The sequence below is a fragment of the Pseudomonas coronafaciens pv. oryzae str. 1_6 genome, from assembly GCF_000156995.2.
Lineage (GTDB): Bacteria > Pseudomonadota > Gammaproteobacteria > Pseudomonadales > Pseudomonadaceae > Aquipseudomonas > Aquipseudomonas tremae.
Map to the genome: position 1 here is coordinate 3251781 of NZ_CP046035.1, position 23768 is coordinate 3275548.

At 55.9% G+C, this 23768-nt stretch carries 16 protein-coding genes, 2 tRNA genes and 3 rRNA genes; 10 read left to right on the plus strand and 11 right to left on the minus strand.

Annotated features, from left to right (window positions below; genetic code table 11):
* The first annotated feature begins 38 nt into the window (after positions 1 to 38).
* Positions 39 to 1571, plus strand: a complete 1533-nt coding sequence (nuoM, locus tag POR16_RS14570; RefSeq protein ID WP_005886659.1) for an NADH-quinone oxidoreductase subunit M — start codon at positions 39 to 41, stop codon at positions 1569 to 1571.
* Between the two features lie 7 nt (positions 1572 to 1578).
* Positions 1579 to 3048, plus strand: coding sequence for an NADH-quinone oxidoreductase subunit NuoN (gene nuoN, locus POR16_RS14575; protein ID WP_005886657.1), 1470 nt, complete (start codon positions 1579 to 1581; stop codon positions 3046 to 3048).
* 53 nt (positions 3049 to 3101) lie between these two features.
* Here the strand turns inward: nuoN and POR16_RS14580 are convergent, their stop codons facing one another.
* The 5 genes from POR16_RS14580 to POR16_RS14600 form a co-directional block, all read right to left on the minus strand.
* A complete protein-coding gene (locus tag POR16_RS14580; protein WP_005886656.1) occupies positions 3102 to 4166 on the minus strand; it encodes an AI-2E family transporter in 1065 nt (354 codons plus the stop codon).
* A 155-nt stretch (positions 4167 to 4321) separates the two neighbouring features.
* Positions 4322 to 5641 carry an ATP-binding protein gene (locus POR16_RS14585; protein ID WP_005886654.1) on the minus strand — a complete coding sequence of 440 codons (1320 nt, stop codon included), beginning with the start codon at positions 5639 to 5641 and terminating at the stop codon, positions 4322 to 4324.
* Positions 5638 to 6306 (minus strand): response regulator transcription factor, encoded by a 669-nt coding sequence (locus POR16_RS14590; protein ID WP_005886652.1) that lies wholly within the window; start codon positions 6304 to 6306, stop codon positions 5638 to 5640. Before POR16_RS14590 ends, POR16_RS14585 begins: the two co-directional genes overlap by 4 nt.
* The gene (locus POR16_RS14595; RefSeq protein WP_005886650.1) at positions 6306 to 6614 is read right to left on the minus strand and encodes a PepSY domain-containing protein; all 309 of its coding nucleotides are present in this window, start codon (positions 6612 to 6614) and stop codon (positions 6306 to 6308) included. Before POR16_RS14595 ends, POR16_RS14590 begins: the two co-directional genes overlap by 1 nt.
* On the minus strand, positions 6614 to 6922 hold the full coding sequence (locus tag POR16_RS14600) for a PepSY domain-containing protein (RefSeq protein WP_005886648.1): 309 nt from the start codon (positions 6920 to 6922) through the stop codon (positions 6614 to 6616). The genes POR16_RS14595 and POR16_RS14600 overlap by 1 nt, the downstream gene beginning before the upstream one ends.
* Positions 6923 to 7131: 209 nt before the next feature.
* Between POR16_RS14600 and queD the strand changes: the two genes are divergently transcribed.
* A complete protein-coding gene (gene queD, locus POR16_RS14605) occupies positions 7132 to 7488 on the plus strand; it encodes a 6-carboxytetrahydropterin synthase QueD (protein WP_005886646.1) in 357 nt (118 codons plus the stop codon).
* A gap of 190 nt (positions 7489 to 7678) precedes the next feature.
* Here the strand turns inward: queD and rrf are convergent.
* The 5 genes from rrf to POR16_RS14630 all read right to left on the minus strand — a co-directional run bounded on the left by rrf (position 7679) and on the right by POR16_RS14630 (position 12918).
* Positions 7679 to 7794 (minus strand): 5S ribosomal RNA (gene rrf / locus POR16_RS14610).
* A gap of 157 nt (positions 7795 to 7951) precedes the next feature.
* Positions 7952 to 10845 (minus strand): 23S ribosomal RNA (locus POR16_RS14615).
* Positions 10846 to 11088: 243 nt separating this feature from the next.
* Positions 11089 to 11164: transfer RNA gene (locus tag POR16_RS14620), tRNA-Ala, on the minus strand.
* A gap of 55 nt (positions 11165 to 11219) precedes the next feature.
* Positions 11220 to 11296, minus strand: a tRNA-Ile gene (locus tag POR16_RS14625).
* An 83-nt stretch (positions 11297 to 11379) separates the two neighbouring features.
* Positions 11380 to 12918, minus strand: a 16S ribosomal RNA gene (locus POR16_RS14630).
* Together the 16S, 23S and 5S rRNA genes with 2 tRNA genes alongside form the textbook arrangement of a ribosomal RNA operon.
* A gap of 661 nt (positions 12919 to 13579) precedes the next feature.
* Between POR16_RS14630 and rhtA the strand changes: the two genes are divergently transcribed.
* Both rhtA and POR16_RS14645 read left to right on the plus strand, forming a co-directional pair.
* On the plus strand, positions 13580 to 14467 hold the full coding sequence (rhtA, locus tag POR16_RS14640; protein WP_024670977.1) for a threonine/homoserine exporter RhtA: 888 nt from the start codon (positions 13580 to 13582) through the stop codon (positions 14465 to 14467).
* 165 nt (positions 14468 to 14632) lie between these two features.
* Positions 14633 to 14947 carry a hypothetical protein gene (locus tag POR16_RS14645; protein ID WP_005890597.1) on the plus strand — a complete coding sequence of 105 codons (315 nt, stop codon included), beginning with the start codon at positions 14633 to 14635 and terminating at the stop codon, positions 14945 to 14947.
* A 24-nt stretch (positions 14948 to 14971) separates the two neighbouring features.
* On the opposite strand, the gene POR16_RS14650 is transcribed toward POR16_RS14645, so the two are convergent.
* A complete protein-coding gene (locus POR16_RS14650; protein ID WP_005890596.1) occupies positions 14972 to 16780 on the minus strand; it encodes an aminopeptidase P family protein in 1809 nt (602 codons plus the stop codon).
* A 726-nt stretch (positions 16781 to 17506) separates the two neighbouring features.
* On the opposite strand from POR16_RS14650, the gene POR16_RS14655 reads away from it, so the two are divergent.
* The 5 genes from POR16_RS14655 to POR16_RS14675 are packed head-to-tail and all read left to right on the plus strand — an operon-like array spanning position 17507 to position 23755.
* Positions 17507 to 18628, plus strand: a complete 1122-nt coding sequence (locus POR16_RS14655) for a DegT/DnrJ/EryC1/StrS family aminotransferase (RefSeq protein WP_005890595.1) — start codon at positions 17507 to 17509, stop codon at positions 18626 to 18628.
* Positions 18629 to 18630: 2 nt separating this feature from the next.
* On the plus strand, positions 18631 to 20160 hold the full coding sequence (locus POR16_RS14660; protein ID WP_005890594.1) for a lipopolysaccharide biosynthesis protein: 1530 nt from the start codon (positions 18631 to 18633) through the stop codon (positions 20158 to 20160).
* A 3-nt stretch (positions 20161 to 20163) separates the two neighbouring features.
* A complete protein-coding gene (locus tag POR16_RS14665; RefSeq protein ID WP_005890592.1) occupies positions 20164 to 21090 on the plus strand; it encodes a glycosyltransferase family 2 protein in 927 nt (308 codons plus the stop codon).
* Positions 21080 to 21538 carry a low molecular weight protein-tyrosine-phosphatase gene (locus tag POR16_RS14670; RefSeq protein ID WP_005890590.1) on the plus strand — a complete coding sequence of 153 codons (459 nt, stop codon included), beginning with the start codon at positions 21080 to 21082 and terminating at the stop codon, positions 21536 to 21538. Before POR16_RS14665 ends, POR16_RS14670 begins: the two co-directional genes overlap by 11 nt.
* Positions 21539 to 23755, plus strand: a complete 2217-nt coding sequence (locus POR16_RS14675; protein WP_005890588.1) for a polysaccharide biosynthesis tyrosine autokinase — start codon at positions 21539 to 21541, stop codon at positions 23753 to 23755.
* Positions 23756 to 23768 lie beyond the last annotated feature (13 nt).

A 23768-nucleotide genomic window follows, 5' to 3' on the forward strand; every position in this document is an offset into this window, starting at 1 on the left:
ATGAACCTTGCGAATTTGCGAAAGGAATTGAGCCCGTCATGATTCTGCCTTGGCTAATCCTGATCCCCTTTATCGGCGGCCTGCTGTGCTGGCTGGGTGAGCGCTTCGGCTCTACCCTGCCGCGCTGGATCGCGCTACTGACAATGACCCTCGAACTGGTTCTCGGCCTCTGGCTGTGGGCAACCGGCAACTTCGGCTACGCGCCGGTGCCTGGTGCCGATCCGACCTGGACCCTGGAATTCCACCACCCGTGGATCACCCGCTTCGGCATCGACGTGCACCTGGCACTCGACGGCCTTTCGCTGCTGATGATTCTGTTGACCGGCCTGCTCGGCGTTCTGTCGGTGCTGTGCTCGTGGAAGGAAATCCAGCGCAAGGTGGGCTTCTTCCACCTTAACCTGATGTGGATTCTGGGTGGTGTCGTCGGCGTGTTCCTGGCCATCGACCTGTTCATGTTCTTCTTCTTCTGGGAAATGATGCTGGTGCCGATGTATTTCCTCATCGCACTGTGGGGCCATAGCTCATCAGACGGCAAGAAGACCCGGATCTACGCAGCGACCAAGTTCTTCATCTTCACCCAGGCCAGCGGTCTGATCATGCTGGTGGCGATCCTTGGTCTGGTGCTGGTGCATTTCAACCAGACCGGCGTGATCACCTTTGCCTACGCCGACCTGTTGAAGACCAAGCTGGCGCCAGGTACCGAGTACATCCTGATGCTGGGCTTCTTCATTGCTTTCGCGGTGAAGCTGCCGGTGGTGCCACTGCACTCCTGGCTGCCGGATGCGCATGCACAGGCACCGACTGCCGGTTCCGTCGACCTTGCCGGTATCCTGCTGAAAACCGCTGCCTACGGCCTGCTGCGCTTCGCCCTGCCACTTTTCCCCAATGCATCGGCCGAATTCGCGCCGATTGCGATGGGCCTGGGTCTGGTCGGTATCTTCTACGGCGCATTCCTGGCTTTCGCCCAGACCGATATCAAGCGTCTCATCGCATTTTCCAGTGTGTCGCACATGGGCTTCGTGCTGATCGGTATCTACTCGGGCAGCCAGCAGGCGTTGCAAGGCGTGCTGATACAGATGATTGCGCATGGTCTGTCAGCTGCTGCCCTGTTCATTCTCAGTGGCCAGTTGTACGAACGTATGCACACTCGGGATATGCGAGAAATGGGTGGCCTGTGGTCACGCATCGCTTACATACCGGCGATCAGTCTGTTCTTCGCGGCTGCCTCTCTGGGTCTGCCCGGCACTGGTAACTTCGTCGGTGAGTTCCTGATCCTGCTGGGCAGTTTCGCCAGTTCGCCATGGATCACGGCAATTGCCACTTCCGGCCTGGTGTTTGGTTCTGTCTACTCGCTGATCATGATCCACCGCGCCTACTTCGGCCCGTCGAAATCCGACGAGGTTCTGAAAGGCATGGACGGACGGGAAATGATCATGGTGCTGGGCCTTGCCGTGTTGCTGATCGTGCTCGGGGTTTTCCCGCAGCCGTTCCTCGATACCTCGGCAGCAACCATGCACGGCGTGCAGCAATGGCTAGGCACTGCCTTCACTCAACTCGCTTCGGCCCGGTAAGAGCGCTATGGACCTGACGATTCAACACTTTATTGCGCTTGCGCCACTGCTGATCACCAGCCTCACCGTTGTAGTGGTGATGTTGGCGATTGCATGGCGCCGCAATCACTCACAAACGTTCCTGCTGTCGGTAGCAGGCCTCAACCTGGCGCTGCTGTCGATTTACCCGGCACTGAAAGTTGCCCCGCTGGTGGTGACACCGCTGCTGCACATCGACAACTTTGCCTGTCTGTATATGGCGATCATCCTCGCCTCTACTCTGGCTTGCGTAACGATGGCGCACGCTTATCTGGGCGACGGCAAGGCAGGCTATCCGGGCAACCGCGAAGAACTTTACCTGCTGATCCTGCTGGCAGCTGCCGGCGGCCTGGTGCTGGTCAGTGCTCAGCATCTGGCTGGCCTGTTCATCGGCCTGGAGCTGCTGTCGGTGCCGGTCTATGGCCTGGTGGCTTATGCCTTCTTCAACAAGCGCTCGCTGGAAGGCGGCATCAAGTACATGGTGCTATCGGCAGCCGGGTCGGCTTTCCTGCTGTTCGGCATGGCGTTGTTATACGCAGAAGCGGGTTCTCTGAGCTTTGAAGGCATCGGCAAGGCTATTGCAGCTACAGGCATGCCCAGCCCGATCGCCAGCCTGGGCCTGGGCATGATGGTTGTGGGGCTTGCCTTCAAACTGTCGCTGGTACCTTTCCACCTGTGGACCCCGGACGTTTACGAAGGCGCACCCGCCCCTGTCGCTGCGTTTCTGGCCACAGCGAGCAAGGTCGCCGTGTTCGCAGTGCTGGTGCGTCTGTTCCAGATTTCCCCGGCTGCGAGCAGCGGCGTGCTGCATGACGTACTGGCAGTGATTGCAGTAGCGTCCATTCTGGTCGGTAACCTGCTGGCATTGACTCAGACCAACCTCAAGCGTCTGCTGGGCTACTCGTCCATCGCACACTTCGGTTACCTGATGATCGCGCTGGTAGCCAGCAAAGGTATGGCAGTCGAAGCCATTGGCGTCTATCTGGCGACCTACGTCCTGACATCGCTGGGCAGCTTCGGTGTGATCACCATGATGTCCTCGCCTTACAGCGGGCGTGATGCCGATGCGATGTTCGAATACCGTGGTCTGTTCTGGCGTCGTCCTTATCTGACGGCAGTCATGACCCTGATGATGCTGTCGCTGGCCGGCATCCCGCTCACTGCCGGTTTCATCGGCAAGTTCTACATCATGGCAACCGGCGTCGAGTCGCAACTGTGGTGGCTGGTCGGGGCGCTGGTAATCGGTAGCGCTATCGGTCTGTTCTACTACCTGCGCGTGATGGTGACCATGTATCTGGTCGACAACAAGATGCCGCGTCACGACGCTGCAATCAACTGGGCACAGCGCACAGGTGGCGTAATGCTGCTGGCTGTGGCGATCCTGACGTTTGCACTGGGTGTTTACCCGCAACCGCTGCTGGACCTGGTGGTCAATGCCGGCTTGCACTTCGCAGGCTGATCATCCGGAAACAAAAAACCCTGCTAGAGCAGGGTTTTTTTTGCCTCCGAGAATTAGCCCGGCAGCTTTACCGTCTTTTTGGCTCCGCTGAACAGTCCCCAGCTGGAGATGAATAGCGCAGCGATCAGAGGCCCTATCACAAAGCCATTCAGACCAAAGACCGACATGCCGCCCAGAGTAGAAATCAGGATCAGGTAGTCCGGCATCTTGGTGTCCTTGCCAACCAGAACCGGGCGCAACACGTTGTCCACCAGTCCGATGACGAATACACCGAACAACCCCAGAATCACGCCTTGCCAGATCATGCCGCTGAGCAGGAAGTAGACAGCTACTGGAGCCCAGACAATTCCCGCGCCGACTGCCGGCAAAAGCGACAGAAAGGCCATGATCACGGCCCAGAGCAATGCGCTTGGAATATCCAGCGCCCAGAAGATGAAGCCTCCCAGCATGCCCTGTGTCACCGCGACCACCACGTTGCCTTTCACTGTGGCACGTACCACTCGGGTGAATTTGAGCTGCAAACGACGCTTCTGTTGTTCGCCCAGCGGGAAGGCAGTGCGTATCTTGCGTACCAGTTCCTGCCCGTCGCGCAGAAAGAAATACAACAGATAAAGCATGATGAAGACGCTCACCACGAAATCGAACGTGCCCTGCCCGAAGCTGAAAGCCTGGGTTGCAAGATACTGACTGCCCTGCATCGCACCTTTGGTGATCTTGTCGCGCAGCCCTTCAAGATCGCCCATGCCCAGACGGTCGAGCAATGCCTGAATCGAGTGTGGCAGCAGGTCCTTGAATTCGGCCAGGTAGCCAGCAATATCCAGCTGTCCGGTTTCGACGTTTTTGTACAGTGTGGTGCCTTCCTGAACCAGCAAGGCGCTGATGACGATCACCGGAAGAATCGCAATCACCAGACAGATCGTCAGGGTACACAGGGAGGTGAGATTGCGTGACCAGTTAAACTTGATCTGCAGCCTGCGCTGTACTGGCGCAAAAATGATTCCGAGAATAACCGCCCAGAACACCGCACCATAAAACGGCAGCAGAATCCAGATGAAGGCAATGCTCACCAGCACCAATAGCAGAATAAGGGTTTTGTATTGCAACGTGGTTTCGTTCATGTCCTGTCCATGTCAGTAAACCGCGCCTTGCGCGCGGTCTAGAGCTTAGTCAGCACATGAACGTACGAGTGCCATCTCATGCAGGCAATATGATCGCAAGGCAACAACCTCCAACAAGGTTTTATGCTGCGGCCCGACCAGTCAAGGTGGACTGCTCAGGGTGCCGTGCGCTCAGGCAGTTCGATACGTACGCGAAGCCCCCCGGCAGGGCTCTCCAGCAACTGCAGCTGACCGCCCCACGCTTCAACGATGTCGCGCACGATGCCCAGCCCCAGCCCGTGACCCGTGATCTGCTCGTCCAGACGAGCCCCACGACTGAATACCTCTGCACGCTGAGATTCGGGAATGCCGGGCCCATCGTCGTCGATCAACAGGCAGAAGCCATGATTCTGACGCAAGATACCTAATCGTACTTCGCTGTCGGCCCACTTGCAGGCGTTGTCCAGCAGATTGCCCAGCAGCTCCAGAATATCCTCCCGATCCCAAGGCAGGTACATGCCTGGCTCGACGTCATTGAGCAACTGCAGGTGAGCACCGTGGATCATCCCCAGGGTAGAAAACAACCCGGGCAACTCTGCATCACAATCAAAACGAGCACCCGGCAGCGCATCGCCGGAAAGGCGTGCTCGATTGAGCTCACGCTCAAGACGCAGACGGATGTTTTCCAGTTGCTCCTGGAGCGTCTTGCGCAACGCAGGATTGGCATCGAGCTCCCCGCTCAAGGCAAGGCTGAGGAGAACGGCAAGCGGCGTCTTCAGAGCGTGCCCCAGATTCCCCAACGCGTTGCGTGAACGCTTCAGACTGTCCTCGGTGTGCGCAAGCAGGTGGTTGATCTGGGCGACCAGAGGCTCGAGCTCAAGAGGTACCTGATTATCCAGCTGGGAACGCTGGCCCTGCTGGAGCTGGGATATCTGCTCTCGAACGGTTTCCAGCGGACGCAGTGCCCTTCGCACGGTAATGCGCTGCAGTACAAGCACAAGAATCAGCGCTGCGAGCCCGAGCCCTAGCCCGATCTGCTGCATGAGGCGAAAGCTTGCCCTTACCGGGGTGTAGTCCTGCGCGACAGTGATGGAAATCTGCTGGCCGAACTTGCGATATTCGCTGGTCAGCATCAACAGTGACTGTCCAGTTTTGCCTAGCTCAAGATTGGCATGCAGACCCACACCAGGTTGAGGAAGCTCGAAATCCCACAATGACCGGGATCGCCAGTGCCCTTGCGGCAGGTCCATACGAAAATAATGGCCGGACAAAGGACGCTGATAGGCCCCTGATAAGCGATGATCGTCGAGTTGCAGTCCGGCGGGGCCGCGAACCAACGCTACCAGAAGGTTCTCGCTTTGGTTACGCAGGCCCGATTCCAGGTAACGTTGCAGACCCACTTCAAACAGCCAGAGACTGGTCTGCGCCATCACCAGACCAACGACCACCATGACAGCGATCAGGCCGAGGCTCAAACGTCGCTGTATGGACTTCAACCTCCGGCTCCGCCGTAAAGGTAGCCTTGCCCGCGACGTGTCTCTATGACCGCACGACCCAGCTTGCGCCTCAGATGATTGACGTGGACTTCGATGACATTCGAGTCACGCTCGTTTTCACCGTCATACAAATGCTCGGACAGATGGCTTTTGGAGAGAATCTGCCCAGGGTGAAGCATGAAATAGCGTAAAAGGCGAAACTCTGCGGACGTAAGCTGGATATCAACACCATCGCGGCTGACGCATTGCCGACCTTCATCCAGATTAAGACCTGCGGATTCAAGCGTTGGCTGGTTGGCCAGACCATGCGAGCGACGCAACAGGGCCTGAATACGCAGTTGCAGCTCTTCAGGATGAAAAGGCTTGGTCAGGTAATCGTCGGCACCGGCCTTCAATCCTTCTATTCGCTCTGACCAAGAGCCCCGCGCCGTCAGGATCAGTACCGGAGTCGCCAGACCTTTGCCACGCCATTGCTGTAATACCTCAAGCCCCGACATCCCAGGCAAACCCAGATCCAGAACTATGAGGTCGTACGGCTCACTGGCCCCCTGATACACCGCATCACGTCCGTCAGCCAGCCAATCGACTGCGTAACCTTGCCTGCCCAAGGCAGCAAGCAGCTCGTCGGCGAGGGGAACATGGTCTTCAACCAGTAGCAGGCGCATCAATCATCCTCGTCTTTCAGTAACTGACTGCTGTCGCGTGCATCGAACTTGAGCTCTCGCACAACACCCTGCGGAGTCAGCAGCTCGAACTCGTAAACGTACCTATTGTTTTTCTCTTCAAGCTCGGCTTCCAGCAAACGCGAACCGGGGTGCAGCCCCATCGCTCGTTCGATGAACTGTTCAAGCGGCAGAATCACTCCGCGCTGACGCAAACTGAGCGCTTCATCCTGATTCAAATCTCTGGCAAGCGCTAAGGAGCAGATCAGGCTCAAACCAAGGATGGCACAGAGATGCTTGTCGACATTCATTAGTTGTCCTGATGATTCCGGTAGACCTGGCCTGTGGCGGCGTCTATTTCGAGGTCCCACTCAATATCCTGCGCATCGCGCAGCTCGACATTGTAAACGTACCTGCCGTAGATGTTCTTGATCTGAGTGCCAATAATGCTCGCGCCTGGGTGCTTGCTTAAGGCCTTGGCATCAAGCTTTTCGCTTGACTGGAGCGTGCCCGCATCACTGAGACGCAGCACCTCAAGCGGATCAACACCTTGCGCCTGACTGGCCGAAGAAACCAGAGCAAGAGTGATAAGCGACGCAAGGTTCGTCAGCGTTTTCATTATTAATGGGAGTCCATAGCCGTCGATGCTTTTATGGTGCTCACCTTAACTGGCGCAACTTAACTCAAGCTGAATAGATCTGGCCGAGTGCCATCACTTTTTAAGGCGTCGTCATTTTTTTGGTTGCATGGAGTTTCGGACCATTGCTGTTAAACTTGCCGCCTGCATTTATCGCGTCTGCGATCGCCATTTTTCGGGGCCAATACACAGTGGAAATCTTCAAAGAGTTTACGTTTGAGTCAGCACATCTCCTCCCCAACGTTCCTGAGGGGCATAAATGCGGACGTCTGCACGGTCATTCATTTCGAGTCGGTATTCACCTGGCCGGCAAGGTAGACCCGCATACTGGCTGGATTCGAGATTTCTCCGAAATCAAAGCCATCTTCAAGCCGCTTTACGAGCGCCTTGACCACCATTATCTGAATGACATTCCAGGCTTGGAAAACCCGACCAGCGAAAATCTTGCGAAGTGGATCTGGGATGAATTGAAACCGTTGCTACCTGAGCTTTCGGCCATCCGCATTCACGAGACCTGCACCAGTGGCTGTGAGTATCGCGGAGATTGATCTGCACCAAACGTAAAAACCACCTTGCCGGTGGTTTTTTTATGCCTGCAATTAGAGCACGGGCACTACCAGGATTTTCCCACTGAGCTTCATACATACAAAGTCAAAGGCTGGCGCGGAGTGAAATTTGACGAACGCCATAAAAACAAAAACCCTCAACGCGTGAGCGATGAGGGTTTCTGGAATTCAATCTTGACGATGACCTACTCTCACATGGGGAAACCCCACACTACCATCGGCGATACATCGTTTCACTGCTGAGTTCGGGATGGGATCAGGTGGTTCCAATGCTCTATGGTCGTCAAGAAATTCGGGTACCGAGTCGTGCCATACGGCGCGCTTCAGCAAATCGGGTATGTGACAGTCGGTTATTCAGGTGTCGCTTGTGACGCAAACTTTCGGTTCGTGTCATCTTCACAGTCACCGCAATCTGGTCGTTCGACGCAAATTGCTTGGGTGTTATATGGTCAAGCCTCACGGGCAATTAGTATTGGTTAGCTCAACGCCTCACAGCGCTTACACACCCAACCTATCAACGTCGTAGTCTTCGACGGCCCTTCAGGGAACTCAAGGTTCCAGTGAGATCTCATCTTGAGGCAAGTTTCCCGCTTAGATGCTTTCAGCGGTTATCTTTTCCGAACATAGCTACCCGGCAATGCCACTGGCGTGACAACCGGAACACCAGAGGTTCGTCCACTCCGGTCCTCTCGTACTAGGAGCAGCCCCTCTCAAATCTCAAACGTCCACGGCAGATAGGGACCGAACTGTCTCACGACGTTCTAAACCCAGCTCGCGTACCACTTTAAATGGCGAACAGCCATACCCTTGGGACCGGCTTCAGCCCCAGGATGTGATGAGCCGACATCGAGGTGCCAAACACCGCCGTCGATATGAACTCTTGGGCGGTATCAGCCTGTTATCCCCGGAGTACCTTTTATCCGTTGAGCGATGGCCCTTCCATACAGAACCACCGGATCACTAAGACCTACTTTCGTACCTGCTCGACGTGTCTGTCTCGCAGTCAAGCGCGCTTTTGCCTTTATACTCTACGACCGATTTCCGACCGGTCTGAGCGCACCTTCGTACTCCTCCGTTACTCTTTAGGAGGAGACCGCCCCAGTCAAACTACCCACCATACACTGTCCTCGATCCGGATAACGGACCTGAGTTAGAACCTCAAAGTTGCCAGGGTGGTATTTCAAGGTTGGCTCCACGCGAACTGGCGTCCACGCTTCAAAGCCTCCCACCTATCCTACACAAGCAAATTCAAAGTCCAGTGCAAAGCTATAGTAAAGGTTCACGGGGTCTTTCCGTCTAGCCGCGGATACACTGCATCTTCACAGCGATTTCAATTTCACTGAGTCTCGGGTGGAGACAGCGCCGCCATCGTTACGCCATTCGTGCAGGTCGGAACTTACCCGACAAGGAATTTCGCTACCTTAGGACCGTTATAGTTACGGCCGCCGTTTACCGGGGCTTCGATCAAGAGCTTCGCTTGCGCTAACCCCATCAATTAACCTTCCGGCACCGGGCAGGCGTCACACCCTATACGTCCACTTTCGTGTTTGCAGAGTGCTGTGTTTTTAATAAACAGTCGCAGCGGCCTGGTATCTTCGACCGGCGTGGGCTTACGCAGTAAATGCTTCACCCTCACCGGCGCACCTTCTCCCGAAGTTACGGTGCCATTTTGCCTAGTTCCTTCACCCGAGTTCTCTCAAGCGCCTTGGTATTCTCTACCCAACCACCTGTGTCGGTTTGGGGTACGGTTCCTGGTTACCTGAAGCTTAGAAGCTTTTCTTGGAAGCATGGCATCAACCACTTCGTGTTCTAAAAGAACACTCGTCATCAGCTCTCGGCCTTAAGATCCCGGATTTACCTAAGATCTCAGCCTACCACCTTAAACCTGGACAACCAACGCCAGGCTGGCCTAGCCTTCTCCGTCCCTCCATCGCAATAACCAGAAGTACAGGAATATTAACCTGTTTTCCATCGACTACGCTTTTCAGCCTCGCCTTAGGGACCGACTAACCCTGCGTCGATTAACGTTGCGCAGGAAACCTTGGTCTTTCGGCGTGGGTGTTTTTCACACCCATTGTCGTTACTCATGTCAGCATTCGCACTTCTGATACCTCCAGCAAGCTTCTCAACTCACCTTCACAGGCTTACAGAACGCTCCTCTACCGCATCATCAAAAGATGATACCCGTAGCTTCGGTGCATGGTTTGAGCCCCGTTACATCTTCCGCGCAGGCCGACTCGACTAGTGAGCTATTACGCTTTCTTTAAAGGGTGGCTGCTTCTAAGCCAACCTCCTAGCTGTCTAAGCCTTCCCACATCGTTTCCCACTTAACCATGACTTTGGGACCTTAGCTGACGGTCTGGGTTGTTTCCCTTTTCACGACGGACGTTAGCACCCGCCGTGTGTCTCCCATGCTCGGCACTTGTAGGTATTCGGAGTTTGCATCGGTTTGGTAAGTCGGGATGACCCCCTAGCCGAAACAGTGCTCTACCCCCTACAGTGATACATGAGGCGCTACCTAAATAGCTTTCGAGGAGAACCAGCTATCTCCGAGCTTGATTAGCCTTTCACTCCGATCCACAGGTCATCCGCTAACTTTTCAACGGTAGTCGGTTCGGTCCTCCAGTTAGTGTTACCCAACCTTCAACCTGCCCATGGATAGATCGCCCGGTTTCGGGTCTATTCCCAGCGACTAGACGCCCTATTAAGACTCGCTTTCGCTACGCCTCCCCTATTCGGTTAAGCTCGCCACTGAAAATAAGTCGCTGACCCATTATACAAAAGGTACGCAGTCACCCAACAATGTGGGCTCCCACTGCTTGTACGCATACGGTTTCAGGATCTATTTCACTCCGCTCTCCGCGGTTCTTTTCGCCTTTCCCTCACGGTACTGGTTCACTATCGGTCAGTCAGTAGTATTTAGCCTTGGAGGATGGTCCCCCCATATTCAGACAAGGTTTCTCGTGCCCCGTCCTACTCGATTTCATTGCAAAGGGATTTTCGCGTACAGGGCTATCACCCACTATGGCCACCCTTTCCAGAGTGTTCCGCTAATCTCAATGCAACTTAAGGGCTGGTCCCCGTTCGCTCGCCACTACTAAGGGAATCTCGGTTGATTTCTTTTCCTCAGGGTACTTAGATGTTTCAGTTCCCCTGGTTCGCCTCTTACGCCTATGTATTCAGCGTAAGATAACCATCTTATGATGGCTGGGTTCCCCCATTCAGACATCTCCGGATCACAGTCTGTTTGCCGACTCCCCGAAGCTTTTCGCAGGCTACCACGTCTTTCATCGCCTCTGACTGCCAAGGCATCCACCGTATGCGCTTCTTCACTTGACCATATAACCCCAAGCAATCTGGTTATACTGTGAAGACGACATTCGCCGAAAGTTTGCATTTCACAAACTTTACCTTAGCCCGGACACGCACCAGTGAAAGAGGTGCCCGGTCTATATTTCTTTCTATCACATACCCAAATTTTTAAAGAACGATCTAATCAAAGACTAGAAATCAACATTCACGCACCCTTCTATCTCTCGGGGTGGAATGCTCATTTCTAAGCTTTCAAACAGAAGCAGTAAGTGGTGGAGCCAAGCGGGATCGAACCGCTGACCTCCTGCGTGCAAGGCAGGCGCTCTCCCAGCTGAGCTATGGCCCCGTATTTCTACATACCGTGGAGGCGTCTGCTCTGACCAGCTATCTCACCAGTAAACTGGTGGGTCTGGGCAGATTCGAACTGCCGACCTCACCCTTATCAGGGGTGCGCTCTAACCAACTGAGCTACAGACCCGAACTCGGGCGCTGCTTCTAATCGTCTTCTTCAATGAATCAAGCAATTCGTGTGGGTGCTTATGGTGCAGCTGAGTCGTCGATTAAGGAGGTGATCCAGCCGCAGGTTCCCCTACGGCTACCTTGTTACGACTTCACCCCAGTCATGAATCACACCGTGGTAACCGTCCCCCCGAAGGTTAGACTAGCTACTTCTGGTGCAACCCACTCCCATGGTGTGACGGGCGGTGTGTACAAGGCCCGGGAACGTATTCACCGCGACATTCTGATTCGCGATTACTAGCGATTCCGACTTCACGCAGTCGAGTTGCAGACTGCGATCCGGACTACGATCGGTTTTGTGAGATTAGCTCCACCTCGCGGCTTGGCAACCCTCTGTACCGACCATTGTAGCACGTGTGTAGCCCAGGCCGTAAGGGCCATGATGACTTGACGTCATCCCCACCTTCCTCCGGTTTGTCACCGGCAGTCTCCTTAGAGTGCCCACCTTAACGTGCTGGTAACTAAGGACAAGGGTTGCGCTCGTTACGGGACTTAACCCAACATCTCACGACACGAGCTGACGACAGCCATGCAGCACCTGTCTCAATGCTCCCGAAGGCACTCCTCTATCTCTAAAGGATTCATTGGATGTCAAGGCCTGGTAAGGTTCTTCGCGTTGCTTCGAATTAAACCACATGCTCCACCGCTTGTGCGGGCCCCCGTCAATTCATTTGAGTTTTAACCTTGCGGCCGTACTCCCCAGGCGGTCAACTTAATGCGTTAGCTGCGCCACTAAGAGCTCAAGGCTCCCAACGGCTAGTTGACATCGTTTACGGCGTGGACTACCAGGGTATCTAATCCTGTTTGCTCCCCACGCTTTCGCACCTCAGTGTCAGTATCAGTCCAGGTGGTCGCCTTCGCCACTGGTGTTCCTTCCTATATCTACGCATTTCACCGCTACACAGGAAATTCCACCACCCTCTACCATACTCTAGCCTGCCAGTTTTGGATGCAGTTCCCAGGTTGAGCCCGGGGATTTCACATTCAACTTAACAAACCACCTACGCGCGCTTTACGCCCAGTAATTCCGATTAACGCTTGCACCCTCTGTATTACCGCGGCTGCTGGCACAGAGTTAGCCGGTGCTTATTCTGTCGGTAACGTCAAAACACTTACGTATTAGGTAAATGCCCTTCCTCCCAACTTAAAGTGCTTTACAATCCGAAGACCTTCTTCACACACGCGGCATGGCTGGATCAGGCTTTCGCCCATTGTCCAATATTCCCCACTGCTGCCTCCCGTAGGAGTCTGGACCGTGTCTCAGTTCCAGTGTGACTGATCATCCTCTCAGACCAGTTACGGATCGTCGCCTTGGTGAGCCATTACCTCACCAACTAGCTAATCCGACCTAGGCTCATCTGATAGCGCAAGGCCCGAAGGTCCCCTGCTTTCTCCCGTAGGACGTATGCGGTATTAGCGTCCGTTTCCGAACGTTATCCCCCACTACCAGGCAGATTCCTAGGCATTACTCACCCGTCCGCCGCTCGCCACCAGGTACAAGTACCCGTGCTGCCGCTCGACTTGCATGTGTTAGGCCTGCCGCCAGCGTTCAATCTGAGCCATGATCAAACTCTTCAGTTCAAACATCTAACTGGGTTTTGAGAAAACCCTAAACTTGGCTCAGCAATCGTTGGTTACATCGTTGATTTCTCGCGGAGTAACTTGGGTTGCTGATAATCTGTTGACTTCAGTCTGACACCACAAGCACCCACACGAATTGCTTGATTCAGTTGTTAAAGAGCGGGTGGTTAAGATCTTTCGTCTCAACCGAGGCGCGCATTCTACAGCGTCTCTTGTATCTGTCAAGCGGTTATTTTCAGAAGCTTTCAAAGTTTCCTTTGCAACTTCAACCACTTGCGCTTCGATCAACTCTTCAGTTGCTCTTCAGCGGGAGGCGAATTCTACAGCGTTACAACCGCGTGTCAAACTCTTTTTTCTCACCGCTGTCGATCACTGCAGACTCGACCTACTCCTCGCTGACTCTTCACTCCAAAGCCTTGTAACCTATTGATCTACAAGGCTTTTTCGTTTCCGTCTGCGCCGGAAGTGGGGCGAATTATAGACAGATCACAGAGGGCGTCAACCGTTAATTCTCAAATCTCTCTAATTCCCCATTTCAACACGCCCTGTGACCAGCTATATAGAAAGGAAAGCGCCACCTGAGCAATATATTGCTCAGATATCATTTATTCCTCATCATGTCAGCCCCCAGAGCGCAGCACCCCAAGGACGCAGAACCGAAATGCCTTACAAATCCAACAATATCCTCTCAGCCCTCTTTCCCTTGGGACTACTGATCATTGCCATGGTGTCGATTCAAAGCGGCGCATCATTGGCAAAGAGCCTTTTTCCGGTTGTAGGCGCTCAAGGAACCACGACGCTCAGGCTGGTATTCGCGAGCCTGATCCTGCTTGTCATCCTTCGTCCGTGGCGAGCGAGCCTGACTGCAAAGTCGTTGCGCACTGTCGTGATCTACGGCATTGCGCTGGGCTGCATGAATTTCCTCTTCTATATGTCATTGCAGACGGTGCCTCTGGGAATAGCTGTTGCACTGGAATTCACCGGCCCACTGGCGGTGGCCTTGCTGTCATCGCGCAAACCCATCGACTTTCTATGGGTGACACTTGCCGTCATCGGCCTGTTGCTGTTGATCCCTTTGGGCAACTCGGATGCTGCGGTCGATCTGGTGGGCGCTTGCTACGCGCTCGGGGCAGGCGTCTGCTGGGCAGCTTATATAGTGTTCGGCCAGAAGGCCGGCGCAGACAATGGTGTTCAGACCGCCGCGCTTGGCGTCATGATTGCCGCACTGTTTATCGGACCGATCGGTGTGATACACGCTGGCAGTGCATTGCTGGATATTTCATTGATACCCGCCGCGCTGGGCGTCGCGATATTATCGACCGCCCTCCCCTACAGTCTGGAGATGATCGCGCTGACACGCATGTCGGCGCGCACGTTCGGCACACTGGCAAGCCTGGAACCGGTATTTGCAGCGCTGTCAGGCCTGATATTCCTTCATGAGGATCTTTCACTGACTCAATGGCTGGCGATCGGCGCAATCATTTTTGCGTCGATCGGGGCGACCCTGAGCTCGGCAAATGCCAAACCTCAGTTGGTGCCCGCAGATTGAACGCGCCAGCAGACGAGAAACGCAATGGCACTAGCATTTGTCACGCGCATGCGCCATGTTTACACCTGACTGCTACATTTTCGAGAAACCGGACAACGCTTTTACCGATCCATGATGCAGCGATTCAGGTGGATCGCGATCAGTAATGGCCCGCTAAGGAAAGGAATGAAATACACTTTTATCGCACTGGCCATGTTAGCAGTGGCAGGTTGTGCCGCTACTTCCAAGCCGGTAATGCCGGGCAAACGCGGCATCCATATCAACTGCTCGGGTCTCACCTCTTCCTGGGCGAAATGTTATGAGCTGGCAACGAATGCCTGTGCATCACGAACCTTCAAGGTCATAGCCAAGTCAGGGGATGTCACCGAAGAACCGGAAGACTACCCCTTTGGTCTGAACCCGGCGGGCTACACAAGCCGCAGCATGATTATCGTCTGTAAGAAGAACACGCCCCTGAACAACCCGGTGCCGCAGGACTGAACCAGCGACATCGGGCAGCCCTGCTCAGATTGCGACTGTGCGGGCCTGCAGCCAGGCAAGTGCAGCACCGTCAAGCAATGGGCTCAATCGACCTCGGACCTGCGCGTGGTAGTCATTCAGCCAGTTGCGCTCTTCCTCGTTCAGCATCGATACCTCAATGCAGCGGGTATCGATCGGGCAAAGCGTCAGGGTTTCAAAACGCAGAAAATCGCCGAACTCGGTCGTGGCAGCCACCTGATTGATCACCAGGTTTTCGATACGTACGCCCCAGCGACCCGGGCGATAGGTCCCGGGCTCGATGGACGTGATCATGCCAGGCAGCATGGCTGTCTGAGGTGTCGCCGGCGCCTGATAGGCAATGACCTGCGGCCCCTCGTGAACATTCAGAAAATACCCTACGCCATGCCCCGTACCGTGGCCATAGTTGACGCCGTCGCTCCAGATCGGCGCGCGAGCGATAGCGTCCAGCAACGGAGACAGAATGCCCTTCGGAAAATGAGTGCGCGACAGCGCAATGACCCCCTTGAGGACTCGCGCGCAGTCCTGCTTCTGTTCGACGCTCGGCGTACCTATTGCGACCATGCGCGTGATATCAGTGGTGCCGCCAAGGTACTGACCGCCCGAATCTATCAGCAACAAGCCATCCCCCTCGATCAGGGAATGCTCTGCTTCGGTCGCGCGGTAATGCGGCATCGCGCCGTTGGCATTGAAACCCGCAATGGTCGCAAAGCTGGGCGACACATAATCCGGGCGACGCTCCCGCGCCTGAGTGAGCATTTCATCGATTGTCAGCTCGCTGACGGGCTCTTTCCCCAACGCGCCATCCAGCCAGGCAAAGAATTCACAGAGCGCCGCGCCGTCCTGCTCCATTGCATGGCGAATATGATCCGCATCCACCTCGGTTTTCTGCGATTTCAGCAGTGTGCTCGGGTTCAGTCCCTCGACCAGCATCACTTCGCTGTCCAGATAATCGAGCAACCCACATGTCACACGCGCCGGATCCACCAGCAGTCGAGCGTCTTTGGGCAACTCACGCAAGGCCGCGCCGATTCGCGTGTAATCCAGCAGGTTGATACCGTCGCGTTCGAGACTGGTACGCACGCCCTCCGGGACCTTCCTGGCATCGACAAACAGCGTCACACTTTGCGGACCGATCAATGCGAAGGAGATGAACACCGGATTGTAGGACACGTCTGCGCCGCGCAGATTAAACAGCCAGGCAATATCATCCAGCGTGGCGATAAAGTGCCAGTCAGCCTTGCGCTCGAGCATGATCTGACGGACGCGTGTCAGCTTCTCGCCACGAGTCAGCGAAGCCTGCGGAGGCAGATGCTCGTAAATCGGGTGAGTCGGCAAGACCGGCCGGTCCGCCCACAGTTCGATGAGCAGATCGATGTCGGTCCGCAGGCGAGCGCCGCGCTCGTAGAGCTTGCTGGCCAGAGTACGAGAAGAAGCAACAGCGAGAACTGCGCCATCAACGGCAACCACGGTCTCAGCCTTGGCCTGATCAGCCAGCCATTCAAGCGGGCCTTGCTGGCCAGGTAACAGCTTGACCAGCTCTATGCCGCTACCTGCGAGCTCTTTGGTTGCCTGCTCCCAGTAACGACTGTCAGCCCATATGCCCGCAAAATCCTGGGTGATGATCAACGTACCGACTGAACCGTGAAAACCTGACAGCCATTGCCGGCCCTGCCAGTAACCGGGCAAGTATTCGGAAAGGTGCGGATCCGCCGACGGCACCAGATAGGCATCGATGTGCTCCCGGCTCATCAAGGCGCGGGTTTGCGCAAGACGTTCTGCCACTGCTGAACCGACGTAGGATTGCGTGCTCATTGATTCTCCTGCTGACCCGAAAATTGGCTGCTTTCGCTGGTTCAGATAATGGAGCACTCATCGAGACTGAGCAACCGCCCAAAACGCTGGCCGAAGCAGGGATTCTCTGATCAACCCGGCCGCGCGTCCGATGTCCTGCTCATGAATGAAGCGGCCCATACCCAGTCGGGAACCACCAAGCCCCCTGGAGAATCATGCATTACACCAAATAGAACCCTATAGAACATAAAGCTCGCACCAGGTATGCAGGCCAGCCTGCCTGGACGACCTTTACTGCTTCGAAATGGCGCGTAAAAGGTGCCAGTAAAAAGCAACGTTTAACTGCTGTTTTTTTGACACTCATAACAATCAACGAGTTAGCGAATAAGCCGAAAGTCTTTTTCTGGAAAACAACAGAAGACTGACGAAATAATTTGACAGATACCCTGTTGCCACCGATATATAGCGCTGTCAGACACACATCCTGATCATTACGCACATGCCGCAGAGCAGGCGCCAGGATAACCACGTCGAAGTTGGCTGCTGTTCCGTCCCACGCAGTTAGTTATTTCCCCAGTGCTCATCTTGCGCTGGCGGATGCCTGTTGACTCTTGAATCCCCCCTTTGAAAGTACTGAACGCGTTCGGTATGGCGGTAGCGTTGCCTGAAGCAATGTGAAGCTGTAGTCGAGACGCGCCTGGTCATTCGTTTGGCAACAACCTGGTTCAGAGAGACATGGAGGCTTCGATGATTAATGTGACCAAGACTTACCTGGGGAATATCGATCAGTTCAAACGCTACGTCGAAGGGATTTACGCCAGAGGCTGGCTGACCAATCATGGCCCGCTGGCGAAGGAACTGACTGACCGCCTCAAGGATTACCTGGGTGTCCGTCATATTATTCTGACCAACAACGGCACACTGGCCTTGCAGGTTGCCTATCGCGCCCTGGGCCTGACAGGTAGCGCCGTGACCACGCCGTTCAGCTTTGTCGCCACCAGCAGCTCGCTGCAATGGGAAGGCATCCGGCCGATTTTTGCCGATATCGATCCGGCCACCTGGAACATCTCTCCGCAACACATCAGCAACAGTATCGCCGAGGACACTACCGCGATCGTCGGCACACATGTGTTTGGCAATCCTTGCGCCGTTGAAGCAATTCAACAGATTGCTCGCAAACACTCGCTCAAAGTGGTGTATGACGGCGCGTACGCATTCGCCGTGCGCCATGCGGGCCAGTCGGTGCTGAACCATGGCGATATCAGTACCCTGAGTTTCCATGCCACCAAGCTGTTTCATACCATCGAAGGCGGCGCGATCATCACGAATGACGACGAACTGGCCAGGAAGGCCCATCTGTTGTGCAACTTCGGTATATCCGGAGTGGACCGGATCGACGGCATTGGCATCAATGCCAAACTCAATGAGTTTTCCGCAGCGATGGGGCTGTGTGTTCTGGACAACATTGAAAACATTCTCGAGGAGCGCGCAGAGATCGCGTGCCGCTACACCTCATCACTGGAAAGCTACCTCGATCTGCAGCAACCCCAGACCGACAGCAGCCTGAACAACAGCTACTACCCCGTGGCCTTGCGCGACGAGCAACAGCTGTTGCAAGTACGCACTGCGCTGAACCTGCGCGAGATCAACCCTCGTCGTTACTTTTATCCATCGCTGGACACGCTTGAATATCTGCAACCGCAACCGGCACAGGCCGTCTCCCGGGCCTTGAGCGAGCGGGTGCTGTGCCTGCCTATCTACCCGGGCCTGCAGAAAAGCGATCAGGACCTGGTCATTCGCACGCTGATCGAAGCCTGCAGCCTGGAAGGTTCCGGTTATGGCGCGCCTGCCATTGCGCGGGCAAGTTGATCATGACCCACGGCCCCTCCTCGCTTCATGTCTCCATCTTTCGTAACACGTTACTGAATTACGGTGGTCAGGCTTATGTGCTGCTGATCGGGATTCTGATCATGCCGTTCTACCTGAACCATCTGGGCGCCGAAGCCTATGGCCTGATCGGTTTCTTCACACTGCTGCAAGCCTGGTTGCAACTGCTGGACGCTGGGTTGTCTCCAAGTCTGGTACGCGCAGTGGCTCATCAACGGGGCATTCCCGCGCTCGAGCAAAAGCTTGGTCTACTGTTGCGCTCGTTTGAGCTGCTGTTTCTGCCGCTGGCGGTGCTCAGTGGTTTGCTCATCGTTGCAGCCAGCACATGGATCGCCACGCGCTGGCTCAATGCAGACACGCTGCAGCCCGACACACTGTCCTACTGTATCGGCTTGATGGGGTTGATCATTGCCCTGCGCCTGTATTCGACTCTTTACAAAAGTGGTCTTCAGGGGCTCGAACAGCATGGCTGGCTCAACGCTGCCAATGTGTCGATCGCCACGCTGCGCTATCTGGGCGGGCTGCTGCTGGTCAGCCAGTTCTCCCAGGACCCAAGGCACTTCTTTGAGTTTCAGGCAGCAGTGGGATTGATCGAGACACTGGTCTTCGCCTGCAAAGCCTGGCATCAGATGCCCGCGCCACGCTGGCTGAGCGGTCTGGACTGGCCACTCGTCAAACCGATTCTGCCGTTCGCCGGCAGCCTGTCGCTGAGCGCGGTGCTGTGGGTCGTGCTGACCCAGATGGACAAGGCGCTACTGTCGAACGTGCTGCCGCTGGACCAGTACGGCTACTTTTCCCTTGTTGCGTTGATTACCACCGGCATTCTGATGCTGGCCAATCCACTGATTCAGACGCTGCTGCCGCGCATGACGGTGTTGATGGCCGAAGGCAAACGCGACGACATGCACGCGTTGTTTCTCGGCGCTAATCGCATGGCCTGCAGCGTTCTCTTTCCACTGGCCGCCGTCATTGCCTTGCATGCCGAGCCGTTGATCTTCGCGTGGAGCGGCGACGAAATGGCCGCCCGCTGGAGTCGTCCGGTGCTGGGCTGGTATGCACTGGGCAGCGCGATCATGGCCGCCAGCGCCTTTCAGTTCTATCTGCAGTACGCCTATGGCCGGATGCAGCTGCACCTCTGGTACAGCCTGGTATCGACCGCCATCACGGTGCCCGTCATGTGCCTGGCCATTCATTATCAGGGCGTGTACGGCGCTGCGCTGGCCTGGTTTTTTCTGCGCATGACGTCTTTCGCCATCTGGCCGTTGATCGTGCATCAATGTCTGGCACCAGGCATTCATCGGCAGTGGCTGAGCGATATCGTGCGCATCACCATCATGACCGCTGTCGGGTTGGCGATCAGTGAGCCTGTGTTTCGCCTGATCGCAGGCCAGAGTCGAGGCAGCCTGCTTTTGGCGATGGCCGTCAGCGGTCTGATCACACTCGCGCTAGTGGCGGGAAGTCACAGGCCACTAAGGTCGAAAATCCATGTTCTGTTCAGCAAACCGAGTACTTGAACAATGGATACCATCGATAAAAAAACGACTGCGCAGCCACCGCTATTAAGCATTGTCTGCCCGGCTTACAACCAGGAAGCCTTCATCGCTCAGGCGCTGGACAGCTTCCTTTCGCAGCAGACACGCTTCGATTACGAAATTCTGATCAACGACGACGCCTCCACCGACAGTACCGCACGCATCATCGCGCAATACGCCGAGCGGTACCCGACGATCATTCGAGCGTTCTACCAAAAAGCCAACCAATACAGCCTGGGCCAGCCCTGTGTTCCGGCGCTTTTTGCCAGCGCACGCGGCCGCTATATAGCCTATTGCGAAGCAGACGACTACTGGACGGATCCGCTCAAACTGCAAACTCAAGTGGACTTTCTCGAAAGCCATCCTGGCTGCGTCATCACTTACCACGATGCGTTCGCCTTCGACGAGAACGGTCAGTATGGCGTGCAGTTGAAAGGCCGCCTGCGCACCGACGCCACGCCTCTGGAATTACAGAAAGCACGGCGGCTGTCGACCCTTACCACGTGTTTTCGCAATGTCTTCAGCACATTGCCTGCGGAGCTGAATGTCCGCAGCGCACCGCTGAACGACATGTGCTGGTGGTCGCTGCTGGGCGCTTATGGCAGCGGCAAGTTCCTGGGAGAGATCAAGCCCGCAGCGTATCGACTGCACCCTGGCGGAGTGTTTTCCATGCGCAGCGATAAGCGCAAGATCCACATGAACCTGATGACCTGCTTCAGCCTGGCCAACTACTACAATCGTATCGGCAATCAACCACTGTACGAGCACTTTCTGGTCCAGACGGTTTGCCTCGCGCTGGCAGCGCTTGCTCCTCGCCGCAAACTTCAGACCCTGTGGAAAGTGGCGGGCAACCTCGTCGGCAACCTGTTCAAGCGTCTGTTGCCGACACCGACGGACAGCCATGTTCAGTAGCGTACTGGTGCTGTGCGTCGGCAACGTCTGCCGCAGCCCGATGGCGGTGGCCATGATGCGCCAGCGCCTGGGGGCCACCACAGTGTGTGTTGATTCGGCAGGCATCGCCGCGCTGTCAGGCTCACCTATAGACCCGTCGGCCCGCGCCGTGCTGGATGCCCATTGTGTGCCGCTGCAGCCCCATGCCGCACGCCAGGTCAACCACGAGCTGCTGCACCAGGCAGAGCTGATCCTGGTGATGGAACGGCGGCACATGCCCGACCTGCTCAGGTTCGCGCCCGCAGTACGTGGCAGAACTTTCTCGATTGGCCAGTGGCAAGGCCCGCTCGATCCCGATGTAGCCGACCCCTATCGGCGACCCCTTTCAGCCTTCGAACAGACCTATGCGCAGCTCTCGCGGTGCATCGACGACTGGCTTCCTCATTTTCAGTCAGAAGAGACACGATAAATGACCGTCATGAACCATGCTCTTTTGGATCACTACCAGGATTCACGGGTCGATCTGGCAACCGTTCTGCGGATGTTGTTCGATCACAAAGCCTTGATTCTCTGGACCGTCGGGCTGTTCTTCCTGATCGGGCTGGCCTACGCGATTCTGGCGACGCCTTACTACCAGGCCAATGCCATGATCCAGATAGAGCCCAGAAAAATTGGCATCGAGGGCACGCCAGAGGCCAGCGGCAGGCCGACGTCAGTGTCCCAGGCGACCACCGAGATCGAGCTGATCAAATCACGTGCATTGCTAGGCAAGGTGGTCGATGACCTCAAACTCAATGTGCTGCAGACCCCGGACTTCTTTCCGGTGATCGGTCCTTACCTGCATCGCACCTTTACCCCTGGAAGCCAGCGCACGCTGGCAGAGCCCTTGTTCGGCCTCAACCGCTATGCGTGGGGCGGCGAGAAAATCGACGTTTTTCAACTCGACGTGCCGGAGTCTCTGCTCGGCGAAAACCTGACTCTGACTGCAGGCCAGCCCGGCCAGTTCTCGCTCTACGACGATGAGCACCGTCTGCTGCTTCGCGGCGCGACCAATCGCGTCGTCGAGGGCAGCGGGGTCACGATTCAGGTCGCCGCGCTGCAAGCACGTCCCGGGACTGATTTCACGGTCTCGAGACAACGCACCTTCAGCACCGCGTTGAGCTATCAGAACCGTTTGAAGATCACTGAGGCCGGCAGAGACTCAGGGATCATTTACCTGTCCATCGAAGACCCGGATGCGCAGAAGGCCAATCGAATTCTCGAAGAGGTGAGCCATCTGTACGTACGCCAGAACGTCGAGCGCAGTTCTGCCGAGGCGGCCCAGCGTCTGGAGTTTCTGCGCTCGCAACTGCCTGCGGTGCGCAAACAACTGGAAGAGTCAGAGGTCGCGCTGAACAATTTTCAGACCAGCGCCAAGTCTGTGGACCTGAGCATCGAAACCAAGGGAGTGCTTGATCAGGTGGTCAGTCTCGACGCGACGCTTTCCGAGCTGAAACTCAAACGCGTCGAACTGGAGCGTCTATACACCCGCGAGCACCCGACCTACCGCGGTCTGATGAGCCAGATCAATCAGCTTGAACAACAGAGGCAGGCCCTGCTGAAGAAGATCGAAGCGCTGCCCATGACCCAGCAGGAATTGCTGCGTCTGACGCGCGACATGCAGGTCACCAGCCAGACCTACACGCTGATGCTCAACAAGAGCCAGGAGCAGGACATTCTGCGAGCGGGCAGCATCGGTAACGTAAGGATCATCGACAATGCCGACAGCAACATAGAAAGGCCCGTCAGGCCGATGAAGAAGCTGATCGTACTGATTGCCTCTCTGTTCGGTGTCCTGGTTGCGGTGACCATCATTTTCATACGTCAGGCGTTCTATCGTGGTGTTGAAAGCGCAGAAGTCATCGAAAGCCTCGGCATGCCGGTCTATGCGTCGCTGGCCTTTTCGCGCCATCAGGATCGACTGGAGAAGCCCGGCAAGAACAGTCGGGCAACGCTTGAGCCGAAACTGTTGAGCATTGCGGCGCCCGACGAGCTGGCTGTCGAATCATTGCGCAGCCTGCGTACCAGCCTGCATTTCGCGATGCTTGAAGCGCGCAATAACGTGCTGATGATATCGAGCCCGACGCCGGGCGCCGGCAAATCGTTTGTGTCGGCCAATCTGGCGGCGATCATTGCCCAGACCGGCAAGCGGGTGTTGCTTATCGATGCTGACATGCGCAAGGGTTACCTGCACCGTATCTTCGGTCTGCAACCCAGGCACGGCCTGTCCGACACGCTGGCCGCCCGATTGCCCTGCAGCGAGGTCATCAACCCGACGCGCATTCACCACCTGGATCTCATCTCCTGCGGGTTCGCGGCGCCCAACCCCTCGGAACTGCTGATGCATGACAATTTCCACAAGATGCTGGCCGAGCTGTCGCCACGCTATGACCTGATCCTGATCGACACACCGCCCATCCTCGCGGTGACCGACGCGACACTGGTGGGGCGTCAGGCAGGCACCTGCCTGCTGGTCGCGCGTTTTGGCATGACCACGATCAAGGAGATCGAAGCCTGCAAGCGTCGCCTGGGCCAGAACGGAGTGTTGATCAAAGGGGCCATTTTCAATGCGGTGGTGCGCAACGCCATGACCTCCGACTACGACTGTGCCGCCTATGGTTACAACTACCACCCTGCCCCCCGCTAGCCAGAAACGCCCC